14 protein-coding genes and 2 pseudogenes are annotated in these 13,401 nt (G+C 68.5%); 11 read left to right on the top strand and 5 right to left on the bottom strand.

What is annotated here, in order from left to right; translation table 11 throughout:
• Positions 1–6 precede the first annotated feature (6 nt).
• A complete protein-coding gene (locus RALTA_RS18845) occupies positions 7–480 on the top strand; it encodes a cytochrome c-type biogenesis protein (protein WP_012355483.1) in 474 nt (157 codons plus the stop codon).
• On the top strand, positions 477–1,691 hold the full coding sequence (ccmI, locus tag RALTA_RS18840; RefSeq protein WP_012355482.1) for a c-type cytochrome biogenesis protein CcmI: 1,215 nt from the start codon (positions 477–479) through the stop codon (positions 1,689–1,691). The genes RALTA_RS18845 and ccmI overlap by 4 nt, the downstream gene beginning before the upstream one ends.
• A 4-nt stretch (positions 1,692–1,695) precedes the next feature.
• Here ccmI and RALTA_RS18835 read toward each other — a convergent pair whose 3' ends face one another.
• Complete coding sequence (locus RALTA_RS18835; RefSeq protein WP_012355481.1) at positions 1,696–2,652, bottom strand: NAD-dependent epimerase/dehydratase family protein; 957 nt, start codon at positions 2,650–2,652, stop codon at positions 1,696–1,698.
• Complete coding sequence (gene kbl / locus RALTA_RS18830) at positions 2,652–3,851, bottom strand: glycine C-acetyltransferase (RefSeq protein ID WP_012355480.1); 1,200 nt, start codon at positions 3,849–3,851, stop codon at positions 2,652–2,654. Before kbl ends, RALTA_RS18835 begins: the two co-directional genes overlap by 1 nt.
• A 128-nt stretch (positions 3,852–3,979) precedes the next feature.
• Here kbl and RALTA_RS18825 point away from each other — a divergent pair, with 128 nt between their 5' ends.
• Entirely contained in the window at positions 3,980–4,576 is a 597-nt protein-coding gene (locus RALTA_RS18825; RefSeq protein ID WP_012355479.1) for a helix-turn-helix domain-containing protein, read from the top strand.
• A gap of 55 nt (positions 4,577–4,631) precedes the next feature.
• Here RALTA_RS18825 and RALTA_RS18820 read toward each other — a convergent pair.
• A pseudogene (locus tag RALTA_RS18820) lies at positions 4,632–4,979 on the bottom strand (carbon monoxide dehydrogenase); the annotation flags it as partial.
• A gap of 1 nt (position 4,980) precedes the next feature.
• Between RALTA_RS18820 and RALTA_RS18815 the strand changes: the two are divergent.
• Together RALTA_RS18815 and RALTA_RS18810 are read left to right on the top strand one after the other, a co-directional pair.
• Positions 4,981–5,433, top strand: a pseudogene (locus RALTA_RS18815) (SRPBCC family protein); the annotation flags it as partial.
• 35 nt (positions 5,434–5,468) lie between these two features.
• A complete protein-coding gene (locus tag RALTA_RS18810; protein ID WP_012355478.1) occupies positions 5,469–5,984 on the top strand; it encodes an aromatic-ring-hydroxylating dioxygenase subunit beta in 516 nt (171 codons plus the stop codon).
• A 48-nt stretch (positions 5,985–6,032) separates the two neighbouring features.
• Here the strand turns inward: RALTA_RS18810 and RALTA_RS18805 are convergent, their stop codons facing one another.
• Both RALTA_RS18805 and RALTA_RS18800 read right to left on the bottom strand, forming a co-directional pair.
• Positions 6,033–6,563, bottom strand: coding sequence for a MarR family winged helix-turn-helix transcriptional regulator (locus tag RALTA_RS18805; protein ID WP_012355477.1), 531 nt, complete (start codon positions 6,561–6,563; stop codon positions 6,033–6,035).
• Between the two features lie 108 nt (positions 6,564–6,671).
• Positions 6,672–7,349, bottom strand: coding sequence for an ankyrin repeat domain-containing protein (locus tag RALTA_RS18800; RefSeq protein WP_041232705.1), 678 nt, complete (start codon positions 7,347–7,349; stop codon positions 6,672–6,674).
• 220 nt (positions 7,350–7,569) lie between these two features.
• Between RALTA_RS18800 and RALTA_RS18795 the strand changes: the two genes are divergently transcribed.
• From RALTA_RS18795 to RALTA_RS18770, 6 genes are all read left to right on the top strand, one after another.
• Entirely contained in the window at positions 7,570–8,037 is a 468-nt protein-coding gene (locus tag RALTA_RS18795) for a nucleoside deaminase (RefSeq protein ID WP_012355475.1), read from the top strand.
• 346 nt (positions 8,038–8,383) lie between these two features.
• The gene (locus RALTA_RS18790) at positions 8,384–8,593 is read left to right on the top strand and encodes a hypothetical protein (RefSeq protein ID WP_012355474.1); all 210 of its coding nucleotides are present in this window, start codon (positions 8,384–8,386) and stop codon (positions 8,591–8,593) included.
• 64 nt (positions 8,594–8,657) lie between these two features.
• Positions 8,658–9,353, top strand: coding sequence for an intradiol ring-cleavage dioxygenase (locus RALTA_RS18785; protein ID WP_012355473.1), 696 nt, complete (start codon positions 8,658–8,660; stop codon positions 9,351–9,353).
• A gap of 279 nt (positions 9,354–9,632) precedes the next feature.
• On the top strand, positions 9,633–10,787 hold the full coding sequence (locus RALTA_RS18780; protein WP_012355472.1) for a TRAP transporter substrate-binding protein: 1,155 nt from the start codon (positions 9,633–9,635) through the stop codon (positions 10,785–10,787).
• Positions 10,788–10,804: 17 nt separating this feature from the next.
• Positions 10,805–11,434, top strand: coding sequence for a TRAP transporter small permease subunit (locus RALTA_RS18775; RefSeq protein ID WP_012355471.1), 630 nt, complete (start codon positions 10,805–10,807; stop codon positions 11,432–11,434).
• Entirely contained in the window at positions 11,431–13,359 is a 1,929-nt protein-coding gene (locus RALTA_RS18770; protein ID WP_012355470.1) for a TRAP transporter large permease, read from the top strand. Before RALTA_RS18775 ends, RALTA_RS18770 begins: the two co-directional genes overlap by 4 nt.
• Positions 13,360–13,401 lie beyond the last annotated feature (42 nt).

Genomic DNA, 13,401 nt, shown 5'->3' with positions numbered 1-13,401 from the left:
AGGGACATGCTCCGCGCCCTCCGCGCCGGGCTCGGCGCGGCGCTCTGCGGAGTGGCGCTGCAGGCCGCGGCGCTGACCGAAGCCCAGCTCGATGCGCGCGTGCATGCCTTGTCCAGCGAACTGCGCTGCCTGGTGTGCCAGAACCAGACCCTGGCCGACTCCAACGCCGAGCTGGCGGTAGACCTGCGCCGCCAGATCCGCGCGCAACTGCGTGACGGCGCCAGCGACGCCGCCATCAAGGACTACCTGGTACAGCGCTACGGCGACTTCGTGCTGTACCAGCCGCCGCTGCGGCCGCTGACGTGGCTGCTGTGGTTCGGGCCGTTGCTGCTACTTGCCGCGACCGTGGCCGCCATCGCGCGCGCACGGTCCCGCAAGCCCGCGTCCGGCGCCCACTCCGACGCGCCGCTGGACGCCGCAGCGCAGCGCCAGCTGGCGGAACTGCTGGACGCTTCGGCCACGGAACGCCGCCCGCCATGACCACCTTCTGGCTGCTTGCCGCCGCGCTGATCGCCGCCGCCACCGCGTGCCTGCTGTGGCCGCTGTTGCGCCGCCCTGCGCCGTCTGCCCCCGCCAAGCCCGAACGCGCGCTGCTGATCGACGTCTACCACGACCAGTTGCGTGAACTGGAGCGCGACCTGCACGCCGGCACCCTGAGTGCGGCACGCCATGCCGCAGCCCGCGATGAGCTAGGCCGGCGTCTGCTGGACGAGGCCACCGGCAGCACCACCACGCCGGCCCGCGCGGGACCCTCGCCGCTGCTCGCAGCAGTGCTGCTGGCGGCGTTGCCCAGCGCCGCCATCCTGCTCTACCTGCATCTGGGCAACCCGGTCGCACTTTGGCGCGCCGACGACCTGCCCGCGGCCAGCGGCAGCGAGCACCAGCTGAGCGGCGCGCAGGTCGAGGGCATGGTGAACCAGCTGGCGCAGCGTTTGCGCGAGACGCCAGGCGACGCGCAGGGCTGGGCCATGCTGGCGCGTTCGTACACCGTGCTGGAGCGCCATGCCGATGCCGCGGCCGCTTACGCGCGCGCGGTCGAGCTGGCGCCGGAGGTGGCCGCGCTGCGCTCCGATTACGCCGACGTGCTGGCCACGGTAAACGGCGGCGTGCTGGACGGCGCACCGATGGCGCAAGTGCGCCAGGCACTGGCGCTCGATCCCGACGACCCCAAGGGCCTCGCGCTCGCTGCCGGCGCGGCGACGGAGCGCGGCGACGCGCAGGCGGCGATCGGCTACTGGGAACACCTGTACCGGCTGCTGCCGCCGGACTCGCAGACCGCGGCGCGCATCGCCGCCAATCTCGCGGCCGCGCGCGGCACGCCTGATTCGGCGCCGGCGAGCATCACCGGCATGGTGACGCTGAGCGATCAGGCCGGGCGCGCGCCGCAAGCAGGCGATACGCTGTTCGTCTATGCGTTGCCGGTGAACGGCCCGCGCATGCCGCTGGCCGTGCTGCGGCGCCAGGCACGCGACCTGCCGCTGTCGTTCACGCTGGACGATGCCATGGCGATGCGCCCCGACCATCGGCTCTCTGGACAACAGCAGGTGATGCTGGAGGCGCGGATTTCCGCCAGCGGCAGCGCCTTGCCGAAGGCGGGCGACCTGGTCGGCCGTGCCGGGCCGGTGGCAGTGGGTAGCGCCGGCGTGCGCATCGCCATCGACGGCAAGGTCGAAGGCACCGCTACGCAGTAGCCGCTCAGGCCGGCAGCGTCGCGCGCAGGTTGGCCAGCATGTCGGCCACCATCTCGCGCAGCCCGTACTGCGCCCGCCAGCCCCAGTCCGCGCGCGCGACTGAATCGTCGATCGAATCCGGCCAGCCCTGCGCGATCGCCTGGCGATAATCCGGTTCGTAGCGGATGCGGAAATCCGGCACCTGTTCGCGGATAGCCGCGGCGATCTGCGCCGGCGTAAAGCTCATGCCCGCGATGTTGTAGCTGCCGCGCTCGCGTAACTGCGCCGCCGGCGCTTCCATCAGCGCGATGGTGGCGCGGATGGCATCGGGCATATACATCATCGGCAGCGCCTCGTCCTCGCGCAGGAAGCACGTGTAGGGCTGGCCCTTCACCGCCGCATGGAAGATGTCGACGGCATAGTCGGTGGTGCCGCCGCCGGGCGGAGTCTTGTGCGAAATCAGGCCGGGATAGCGCACGCTGCGCACGTCGACGCCATGGTTGGCGTGGTACCAGCGGCACCAGCCCTCGCCCGCCTGCTTGGAGATGCCGTAGACCGTGGTCGGCTCCATCACGGTCTGCTGCGGCGTGTGCCCGGCCGGCGTGGTCGGGCCGAAGGCGGCGATGGAGCTGGGCCAGAACACCCGCTCCAGCCCGGTCTGCCGCGCCAGCTCCAGCACGTTGAGCAGGCTCGTCATGTTGAGGTTCCACGCCCACTGCGGGGCCTTTTCGCCGGTGGCGGACAGCGCCGCTGCCAGCAGGTAGACCTGGGTGATGCCATGGCGCTCCACCACCGTGGCCAGTTCGCCGCGGTCGGTGGCGTTGAGCATTTCGTGGGTCAGATGCACGTGACGGCCGGTGGGCACCACGTCGGAGGTGATCACGTTGCTGCGCCCGTAGCGCTCGGCCAGCGCCAGTGCCAGCTCGGACCCGATCTGGCCGTTGGCGCCGACGATCAGGATCTTCGGTTTGCCCGCTTCCATCAGATCAGCCCCAGTTCGCGGCCGGCCTGGCCGAAGGCGTCCAGCGCCGCCTGCAGCGTGGCCTCGTCATGCAGCGCGCTCATCTGCACGCGGATGCGCGCCTGCCCCTTGGGCACCACCGGATAGAAGAAGCCCACCACGTACACGCCCAGCTCCAGCAGCCGCTGCGCCAGCTGCTGCGCCTTGTCGGCGTCGTAGACCATGATCGGGATGATCGGGTGGTCGCCCGCCTTGACGTCGAAGCCGAGCCGGTCCAGCCCGGCGCGGAAGAACGTCGTGTTGCGTTCGAGCCGGTCGCGCAGCTCGGTGCTGGCTTCCAAAATATCGAGCACCGCGATCGACGCGCCCACGATGGCCGGCGCCACCGTGTTCGAGAACAGATACGGCCGCGAGCGCTGGCGCAGCAGCGCCACCACTTCCTTGCGCGCACTGGTGAAGCCGCCCGACGCGCCGCCCAGCGCCTTGCCCAGCGTGCCGGTGATGATGTCGACCTTGCCGAACACGCCGCGCGCCTCGTGCGTACCGCGGCCGCGCGGACCCATGAAGCCGGTGGCATGGCATTCATCGATGCCCAGCAGCGCGCCATACTCGTCGCACAGCGCGCGCATGGCGTCCAGGCGCGCCACCGTGCCGTCCATGGAGAACACGCCATCGGAGAACACCAGCGTGTAGCGCGCCCCGTCGGCACGGGCCTGTTCCAGCTGCGCGCGCAGGTCTTCCATGTCGTTGTGCTGGTAGCGGTAGCGCCGCGCCTTGGACAGCCGGATGCCGTCGATGATCGAGGCGTGGTTGAGCGCATCGCTGATGACCGCGTCTTCGGCTCCCAATAGCGTTTCGAACAGGCCGCCGTTGGCGTCGAATGCCGAGCCATAGAGGATGGTGTCCTCGGTGCCGAGGAAGCTCGACAGCCTCGCCTCGAGCGTCTTGTGCAGGTCCTGGGTGCCGCAGATGAAACGCACCGAGCTGAGGCCGAAGCCATGCGTGCGCAGCGCTTCGTGCGCGGCCTCGATCACGCGCGGGTGCGACGACAGGCCCAGGTAGTTGTTGGCGCACAGGTTGATGACCTCGCGGCCGTCGCTGGTGCGCACGCGCGCGCCCTGCGGGGTGGCGATCACGCGCTCGTTCTTGTACAGCCCGGCGTCGCGGATGGATTGCAGCTCGTCGCGGATGGACGCATAGAACGCCTGGGCATTCGGCATGGCTTGGCTCCTGGGTCTGGGTAGTGGACCGGTCGATTGGTGTGCTGGCGGATATGCTACGATCCGATCGATAAATCGAACGCGTTCTGTATATCGAACGATTTGCGCAATATAACGAACATCATTCCATGACGCAAGCCCTGGTCCAGACCCCGCAGGCCGACGGGCCGCCCGCCGTCGGCATGGCGCTGCAGGCGCTGCGCCAGCAGCAACGGCTCTCGCTCGACGAACTGTCGCGCCGCGCGGGGGTGTCCAAGTCGATGCTGTCGCAGATCGAACGCAACCTGGCCAATCCGACCGTGGCGGTGCTCTGGCGGCTGGCCAATGCGCTCGGCGTGAGCCTGACCGACTTCCTCGCCGGCGGCGTCGTGGAGCGTCCCGGCGGCGGCATCACCGTGGTCCAGCCACACGCCGTCCCCTCGCTGAAAAGCCCGGACACGCGCTGCGACCTGCGCATCCTGGGCCCGATCGATCTGGCCGGGCGCTTCGAGTGGTATGAGCTGACGATCCAGGCCGGCGGCGTGCTGGCCTCCGAGCCGCACGAGGCCGGCACCCAGGAACACCTGTCGGTGCTGAGCGGATCGATGACGGTGCGCGCGGGCGCCGATGAGAAGAAACTGCGGCACGGCGAGACCGCGCGCTATGCGGCCGATGTCGCACATGCGATCTCCAATGGTGGCAAGACCACGGCCACCGCACTACTGGTTGTAGTGCATCCGGGGTAAGGCGGGCAAGAAGGCCGCGCGCTCCCCCGCTTCCCCGCTCCCCGGCCAGCGTGGTTCAGCGCGCGCCGAACAGGCGCCGCACGCGCTCCCACAGCACGCCGAAGAACATCGCCACCGGATTCAGCCGCGCGACCTGATTGCGTTCGGCCTCGCTCAGCGTCGGGTCCATTTTGCGCGCCACCGATTTGCCGAAGTCGGCGATCATCCGCCGCACGAAGTCGCGGACCAGCCCCGAGCGCGAGAACTGGGCCAGCGGCCCCTGCAGCGAATACTGCAGGTCGACCGCGACTTCGGTCTCGCCGGCCGACAAGGCTCTGAGCTGGTAGGCAATGTCGCCCGCGGCCTTGGAATTGCTGAGCGAGTCCTGTCCCGCCCCCTTCAGCACGCCACGCTTGTTCGCGTCGGAGATGCGTTCCTACCACGAAGGCATGCGGCTGGAGGACGAACGCTTCCTGGAGTACGTGCGCGAGTTCGACTCGCCGTGGTCGGTGACGATGCAGACGATCTGGCCGAACCTGATCGTCCAGCGCGAGATGAACACGCTGGGCGTGCGCCAGATCGTTCCCAATGGCCCCGACAGCATGCTGATGCTGTGGACCATGTTCGGCTACGAGGACGATTCCGAGGAAATGACGCAGCACCGGCTGCGCCAGGGCAACCTGATGGGCCCCGCCGGCTTCCTCGGGCTGGAAGACAACGAGGCGATGAAGTTCGTGCAGGAAGGCGTGCGCCGCTCCAGCAGCGACCTCAACGTGCTCAAGCTGGACGCTCAGCAGGTCGGCACGTCCAGCTCCCTGATTTCCGAATCCGCCATCCGCGCGATGTACCAGTACTACCGCGGCGTGATGGGGTTCTGAGCACACCAGACGGGAATCCCGAAACCATGAAACCGATGAACTACTCCCTCTATCGCGAGCGCACGCTTGGCACGGCGCGCGCGCTTGAACTGCGGCTGGAGATCGAAGCCTTCCACGCCGACTACTGCGCGGCGCTGGACGCCGGCATGGTCGAGCACTGGCCGCGCTTCTTCACCGACGACGCGCTCTACCGCATCACCGCGCGCGAGAACGCCGAACGCGGCCTGCCCGTCGGGCTGGTGTATGCCGAAGGCATCGGCATGATGCGCGACCGCGCCGCCGCCATCGCCAACACGCAGATGTTCGCGCCACGCTACCACCTGCATCTGGTGACCAACACCCGCGTGAGCGATGAAACCGCGGACGGGGATATCGTGGCGCAGGCCAACTTCATGCTGTTGCAGACGCTGGTCGAAGGCCCCACCACGATTCATCTGGCCGGGACCTATCACGACCGCTTCCGTCGCCAGGGGGGCCGGCTGCTGCTGCGCGAGCGGCAGGTGGTGTACGACACCACCATCATTGCGAACGACCTGGTTTATCCGGTCTGAGCCACTTCGCAATGAAAAAGCGGCGGGCCTTGCGCCCGCCGTTGTTGCTTACATGCTCCGCAACACGGTGCGGCTGTACTGGTTGTTGGCTTCCACCAGTGTCGCCAGCAATTCCATGAACACTTCTCGCTGCGCCGGCTTCAGCGGCGCCAGCATGCGTTCCTGCGCGCGCGCCATGTCGGCACGCAGCGACGTGACCACACTCTTGCCTTCGCGCGTCAGGTGAACGTGGCGCGTGCGCCGGTCCGCGGGGTTTTCGCGCCGCTCGACCAGGCCGCGCTCTTCCAGCCGGCGCACCACGTCCATGGTCGTGGTGCGGTCAAGGCCCACTTCCTGCCCCAGAGAGGTCTGGTCCAGTCCGGGCAGCACCGACAACACGGTCAGGATGGCGTACTGGACCGGCGTGACATTGGGCGACTTGCACTCCTCGAAGAACATCGCTACGTGGATCTGGTGAAGCCGCCGCACCAGGAACCCGGGACGCGCCCAGAGCAGCTCCTTGGCCGGATCCGCTTGCGGCTCCGCCGTTGCCGGGCTGCCGCTTTCACTCGCTGCACTGCGCTTTGCTCTCGAAGCCATCGCCTTCACCATTTTGTATGCACACTGACAGTATATATGAGGCACGGTCACGACGGCCCCTTGCGAACCGCTCGCGACCCATGGCGGAAGGCCCCGAGCGCCGCCGCGTCAGCGCGCGCCAGCGTCGCGGAGAATGCGCTCGATCTGCGTATAGCCGCGCTGGCGCGCATGCTGCAGCGGCGAGACCCCGTCGCCGTCAGCGAGGTTCACGTCGGCCCCGGCCTTGACCAGCAGGCGCACGATCTCGGTATGGGCCGGACCGCCGTTGCCCAGGATGATGGCCTCGAGCAAGGCCGTCCACTTGAGCCGGTTCACATGGTCCACCGCCACGCCGGCGGCGATCAGCATGCGCACGGTCTCGACATGCCCCCGCTCGGCGGCGGGGATCAGCGCGGTGCCGCCGTAGCGGTTGGTGCTGCGCAGGTCGGCGCCGTGCGCCAGCGTCAGGCGCAGGATCTCGTTGAGGCCGCGCGCACCCGCATACAGGTAGGGACTGTCGTGGATCGCGTCCTGCGCGTTCACGTCCGCGCCGGCATCGATCAGCACCCGCGCCGCCTGCACGTGGTTGTGGTGCGTAGCCAGCAGCAGCGCCGTGCGTCCCTGCGCGTCGCGCGCGTCGATGCTGGCGCCCTGTGCCAGCAGCGCGCTGACCTGCGCGGCGTCGCCGCGTGCCGCGGCTTCGCGCAGTTGTTGCTCGGGCGTTGCGCTCGCGGCGGCGGGGGCGGATGTCAGCATGGCAATGAGCAGGAGACAGGAAAGGGAACGGAACAGGCGCGCCGGCAGCATGTGGAGTGCGGTGTAGGGATACATCCTCCGCATTCTGGCACGCGGCGTCCGGCCCGCGAAGTGATGGTTTCGAATGCCCGCCAGTGCCTGCGGCAATAGCCGGCCATGACCAAATACGCTCTATAACAACCGGCGCCACCAACGTCGCGCTCGCTGGCCTATAGTCCCGAGGCCCGCATCACGTCCGCCTGCACGGGCCAGGCCTGAACGGAGACAACGCGTGTCGACAACCGAAGCCTATCTGCTGGATTCCATCCGCCTCGCCATGGAGAACGTGCGCGAGCGCAATACCTGGCCCTTTGGCGCCGTGGTGGTCAAGGACGGCACGGTGCTGGCCCGCGCGGTCAACGAGGTGGATGCCACCTGCGACCCCAGCGCGCATGCCGAGATGCAGGCGGTGCGCGCCGCCAGCCGCGCGCTGGGCAAGCCCGACCTGAGCGGCTGCACCGTGTACGCCAGCGGCTATCCCTGCCCGATGTGCCTGACCGCGATGTACCTGGCGGGGGTGGAGGCGGTCTTCTACGCGTATTCCAACGAGGATGGCGCCCCTTATGACCTGTCCGCCGAGCGCGGTTACGTCGAGCTGGCCCGTCCGCTGGACCAGCGCGAGATGAAGCTGGCCTACGTCCCGGCCCGCGACGCGGGCGTCGACCTGTACGAAGCTTGGCGCGCGCGCCAGCGTCAGTAAGAGCGGGGCATGACAGGGAGCGGATGGCTGCCGCTCCTTCTCCACGATGCCGGCATGGCCATCCCGTTGTCACCAGGGCCGGCTAATATGGGGATGACGCCGGTGCGACGTTGGATCACATGTAACGGCCTGCCGTAGCACGGAACCGCGCACGGAGCCTCCCGTCAAACCAGTGGATTGCGCGAGAAGGCGGCTGCGCTGCGGCATTGCAGTGCAACATGCGCAGCGCATGTGCCGAACAGTGCCATGCCGTGCCGCCTGCGCAATCGTGTTACCCCTTTCCCGCCGGCGCGATGTCGCCGCGCAGACTCCCAGCAAACGCCCCCCTCTAGCCAAGGAGACGAACGTGCTGAGCCCGCATGAACTTGCCACGCTGCTCTTGCTGAGCGATGGCCCCGATTCCCTGGATTCCACCGATTCCCGCCAGATCGATCCCACCGACCTGAAAGCCCTGGTCGACAAGCAATTCGTTCACCTGGAAGTCCTGCACGGCTGCCGCCAGGCGCCGCGCATCACCAGCCACGGCTATTCCATGCTCAAGGCGATGGGACGCTGAGGCCGCGGCCCGGGCCGCCGCGGCAGGCGCCTGCCGGCCCACCCGCAACACCACGGAGGCCACCATGACCAAGGGCCCGGCGCCTGGCGCCGGCGCTCTGGCTGATCCCGACGCGGCACGCCGCCGCTTCCTGCGCGACCTCGGCCTGCTGGCAGCCGCCGGCATCGCACCGGGCACGGCCGCGGCAGCAACGCCCGCCGCCTGCCTGCTGACGCCGGCCGCCACCGAAGGCCCGTTCTACCTGGACGACGCCCTGGTGCGCGCCGATATCCGGGACGGCCGGCCCGGGCAGCCTTTGCGCGTGCGCATCCGGGTCGTCGACGCCGGGCGCGGTTGCGCGCCGGTGACGGGTGCCCTGGTCAGCATCTGGCACTGCGATGCGCAAGGCCAGTACAGCGGCGAAGGCCGCGGCGACCGGCAGGCGCGTTTCCTGCGCGGGGTCCAGCCGGCGGACAGCGACGGCGTCGCCGCCTTCACCTCGATCTATCCAGGCTGGTACCCGTCGCGCGCCATTCATATCCACTTCAAGGTGCTGCTGGGGCGCGCCGAAGCGCTGACCAGCCAGCTTTACTTCAGCGACGCGCTCAACCGCGAGGTCCTTGTCGGCCATCCGGCCTACCGCGCGCACGGCGTGCCATCGCGCCCCACCGCGCAGGATCCCATCGCGGGTCCGCGCCCCAACCTGATGGACGTGCGCCCGGCAGCCGAGACGGCGGGGCTGCTCGAGGCCAGCTTCACGGTCGGCATCGCGCGCGCCTGAGCCGGCGCAAGACGCAGCACCCGCCTGCCCAAAGTGCGCCGGCCCACACCGCGCGGGTAATCCCTAGATTGTGGTTGCCTGTGCCTTTCCTACCATGAAGGGAATCACGGGCCACCTGCCCGGCATCCGCGCCCCTGCGCGGCCCTGCCGCGCGTCCGCTGGCCTCGCATGCTCCAGCTTTTCCCGACTTTTCCGGTGTTCGCGTCAGTGGCGAGTGGCTTCGGTCCGCATGGCCGGCACGCTCGCGGGTAGTCCCACACTCATCAGAGGGAGACGGTCATGGCATCCAGGGCGAGGAAATCAGATGGGGGGAACAGCGGCCGGGACAGCGTCGTATCCCGGCGCGGCTTCCTGGGCGGCGCCGCCGGCGCTGCCGCGGGAACGGCCGCCTTGGGCTTTCCGGCCATCGTCAAGGCGCAGGGGCCGGTCACGATGCGCTGGCAGAGCACCTGGCCGACCAAGGACATTTTCCACGAGTTCGCCGGCGACTTCGTCACCAAGGTGAACGACATGTCGGGCGGCGACCTCAAGATCGAGCTGTTGCCCGCGGGCGCGGTGGTCAAGGCCTTCGACCTGATCGACGCGGTCAGCAAGGGCACGCTCGACGGCGGCCATGGCGTGATCGCGTACTGGTACGGCAAGAACTCGGCGCTGGCGCTGTGGGGCTCCGGCCCGGCCTGGGGCATGGACCCGAACATGCTGCTGGCCTGGCACAAGTACGGCGGCGGCAAGGAACTGCAGCAGGAAATCTACCGCAGCCTGAACCTGGACGTGGTGTCGTTCCTGTACGGCCCGATGCCGACCCAGCCGCTGGGCTGGTTCAAGAAGCCCATTACCAAGCCGGAAGATTTCAAGGGCCTGAAGTTCCGCACCGTCGGCCTGTCGATCGATATCTTCACCGGCCTGGGCGCCGCGGTGAACGCGCTGCCGGGCGCCGAGATCGTGCCGGCGATGGACCGCGGCCTGCTCGATGCGGCGGAATTCAACAACGCCAGCTCCGACCGCGCGCTGGGCTTCCAGGACGTGTCCAAGGTCTGCATGCTGCGCAGCTTCCACCAGTGCTCGGAACAGTTCGAGATCCTGTTCAACAAGAAGCGCTACGACGCGTTGCCGGCCAAGCTCAAGGCGCTGATCGCCAATGCGGTGGAAGCGGCCTCGGCCGACATGTCGATGAAGGCCATCGACCGCTATTCCAAGGACTACCAGGCACTGCAGCAGCAGGGCGTGAAGTTCTATGCCACGCCGAATTCGGTACTGCAGGCGCAACTGAAGATCTGGGACGAGATCGTGGCGCGCAAGGAGAAAGAGAACCCCATGTTCAAGAAGGTCAATGATTCGATGAAGGCCTTCGCGCAGCGTTCCACGCGCTGGCAGAACGACACCAACGTCGACTACCGGCTGGCCACCAGCCATTACTTCTCCAAGCGCGGCTGAGCCCCGGGACGCGCGCCGTGCAACGCCTGCTGCTGGGCATCGACTGGCTGAGTACCTTCGTCGGCCAGGCCGCCTCGTGGCTGATCATCGCGCTCACGCTGATGATCAGCTATGAAGTGTTCTCGCGCTATGCGCTGGGGACGCCGCACGCCTGGGTGTTCGATGCCAGCAACATGCTGTACGGCGCGCTCTTCATGCTGGCGGGGGCCTACACGCTGGCCAAGCGCGGCCACGTGCGCGGCGACATCCTCTACGGCTTCCTGTCGCCGCGGATGCAGGCCGGCATCGACCTGGTGCTGTACCTGGCGTTCTTCTTCCCCGGCGTGATCGCGCTGGCCTGGGCCGGCATCGACTTTTTCGAGGTCTCGCTGGCGCAGAACGAACACTCTTCCATTGCCGCCGACGGCCCGCCGATCTATCCGTTCAAGGCGGTCATCCCGGTGGCCGGCGCGTTGCTGCTGCTGCAGGGCGTGGCCGAAACCATCCGCTGCGTCCTGTGCCTGCGCAGTGGCAGCTGGCCGCTGCGCGAAGGCGATGTCGAGGAAGTCGATGTCGACAAGCTCAAGGAGATGGTGCAAGGCACGCCCACGGCCGAACTGGCCGACGCTGCGCCGCCGCGCGACAACCCGCCGGGAGCCGGCCGATGAGGAAGGAACTGTGGTTTGGCGTGTCGCTGATGGTGCTGATCGTTGGCGCCGTGGCCTGGTTCATGCCGGCCCCGGCGGACTGGACCAACGGGCACCTGGGCCTGCTGATGCTCGCGCTGATCGTGGTGGCGATCATGCTGGGCTTTCCCACCGCCTTCACGCTGATGGGCATGGGCGTGCTGTTTTCCTGGCTGGCTTACCGCCACGCCAATCCCGAGATCGCGGTGCAGCAGACGCTGGACCTGATGGTGCAGCGGGCCTATGCGGTCATGACCAACGATGTCCTGATCTCGATCCCGCTGTTCGTGTTCATGGGCTACCTGGTCGAGCGCTCGAACCTGATCGAGAAGCTGTTCCGCAGCCTGCACCTGGCGCTGGCGTGGATTCCGGGCTCGCTCGCGGTGGCCACGCTGGTGACCTGCGCGATCTTCGCCACCGCCACCGGCATCGTCGGCGCGGTGGTCACGCTGATGGGCCTGCTGGCCTTCCCGGCGATGCTGCGCGCGGGCTACAGCACTTCGATGTCCGCCGGCGCGGTGACCGCGGGCGGCTGCCTGGGCATCCTGATCCCGCCTTCGGTGCTGCTGATCGTCTACGGCGCCACCGCGGGCGTGTCGGTGGTGCAGCTCTATGCCGGGGCTTTCTTCCCCGGCCTGATGCTGACCGGACTCTATATCGTCTACATCGTGCTGCTGGCCAAGGTCAAGCCCGCACTGGCGCCGCCGCTGCCAGCTTCCGAACGCGTGGTGCCGCTGCCGCCGGTGGCGCGCGCGCTGGAGGCACGCGGTGCCACCCATGCCCTGCCGGCGCTGGGCGCAGGCCTGATGCGCGCGCTCAAGGGCCCGCGCAATGCCGAGGTGCCTAGCGCCGTGTTCGCGCGCCAGTTGGGCATCGTCCTGCTGCCGGCGCTGGTGACGGCGCTGGTGATGGGCACGATCTACAGCGCGGTCACGGCGCCGGCCGCGAGCGTCACCGCCGAATCGCCGCTGTCGCTGGGCGGCGCCGAGGAAAGCAGCACGGCGGTCGACGACCTGGCTGCGCCGCCGTCGGAGGAAGCCGCAGCGCCGGCCGCCGCGGCACCGGCCACGCCTGCCGCACCGTCCGCGCCCGCCACGCCTGCCGCCGGCGCGGCGGATGCCAGCCCCGCAGCCACGCCTGCCGCCGCCACCGTGTCGGCACCGCGCTGGTTCTGGATCACGCTGGCGGTGGTGGGGCTGGTGCTGGTGTACTTCTACTGGCGCTTCAGCTTTGCGCGGGTGGAAATCTTCAAGATGCTGCTGACGTCGTTCTTCCCGCTGGCGCTGCTGATCCTGGCGGTGCTGGGGTCGATCGTGTTCGGGCTGGCCACGCCCACCGAGGCCGCCGCGGTCGGCTCGCTCGGCGGCGCGCTGCTGGCCGCCGCCTACCGCCAGCTGACCTTTGGCGTGCTCAAGGAATCGGTGCTGCTGACCGCCAAGACCAGCGCCATGGTGTGCTGGCTGTTCGTGGGCTCGTCGATCTTCTCGGCCGCGTTCGCGCTGCTGGGCGGGCAGGCGCTGGTCGAGCAATGGGTGCTGTCGTTGGACCTGTCGCCGGTGCAGTTCATGATCCTGGCGCAGATCATCATCTTCCTGCTGGGCTGGCCGCTGGAATGGACCGAGATCATCATCATCTTCATGCCGATCTTTATCCCGCTGCTGGACAACTTCGGCATCGATCCGCTGTTCTTCGGGCTGCTGGTGGCGCTGAACCTGCAGACCGCCTTCCTGTCGCCGCCGGTGGCGATGGCCGCGTTCTACCTGAAGGGCGTGGCGCCGCCCCATGTCACGCTGAACCAGATTTTCCTCGGCATGCTGCCGTTCATGGGCATCCAGCTGATTGCACTGGTGCTGCTCTACGTCTTCCCCGGAATCGGCCTCTGGCTGCCGACCGTGCTGTACCGCTGAGCGCCGCGGCCGTGCCGCGGCCCCCGTTTCCTATACTGGTTG

Origin of the sequence: Cupriavidus taiwanensis LMG 19424 (assembly GCF_000069785.1) — a bacterium.
Classification (GTDB): Bacteria; Pseudomonadota; Gammaproteobacteria; order Burkholderiales; family Burkholderiaceae; genus Cupriavidus; species Cupriavidus taiwanensis.
Note: the sequence above shows the minus strand (reverse complement) of the source record. Positions and strands in the feature narration are given on the sequence as shown.

Excerpts from the sequence above, each read along its gene's own strand:
- RALTA_RS18845 (WP_012355483.1), top strand. The coding sequence starts at position 7 with ATGCTCCGCGCCCTCCGCGCCGGGCTCGGCGCGGCGCTCTGCGGAGTG.
- RALTA_RS18780 (WP_012355472.1), top strand. The coding sequence starts at position 9,633 with ATGGCATCCAGGGCGAGGAAATCAGATGGGGGGAACAGCGGCCGGGAC.
- RALTA_RS18825 (WP_012355479.1), top strand. The coding sequence starts at position 3,980 with ATGACGCAAGCCCTGGTCCAGACCCCGCAGGCCGACGGGCCGCCCGCC.
- RALTA_RS18785 (WP_012355473.1), top strand. The coding sequence starts at position 8,658 with ATGACCAAGGGCCCGGCGCCTGGCGCCGGCGCTCTGGCTGATCCCGAC.
- RALTA_RS18835 (WP_012355481.1), bottom strand. The coding sequence starts at position 2,652 with ATGGAAGCGGGCAAACCGAAGATCCTGATCGTCGGCGCCAACGGCCAG.
- RALTA_RS18770 (WP_012355470.1), top strand. The coding sequence starts at position 11,431 with ATGAGGAAGGAACTGTGGTTTGGCGTGTCGCTGATGGTGCTGATCGTT.
- ccmI (WP_012355482.1), top strand. The coding sequence starts at position 477 with ATGACCACCTTCTGGCTGCTTGCCGCCGCGCTGATCGCCGCCGCCACC.
- RALTA_RS18810 (WP_012355478.1), top strand. The coding sequence starts at position 5,469 with ATGAACTACTCCCTCTATCGCGAGCGCACGCTTGGCACGGCGCGCGCG.
- RALTA_RS18805 (WP_012355477.1), bottom strand. The coding sequence starts at position 6,563 with ATGGCTTCGAGAGCAAAGCGCAGTGCAGCGAGTGAAAGCGGCAGCCCG.
- kbl (WP_012355480.1), bottom strand. The coding sequence starts at position 3,851 with ATGCCGAATGCCCAGGCGTTCTATGCGTCCATCCGCGACGAGCTGCAA.
- RALTA_RS18800 (WP_041232705.1), bottom strand. The coding sequence starts at position 7,349 with ATGCTGCCGGCGCGCCTGTTCCGTTCCCTTTCCTGTCTCCTGCTCATT.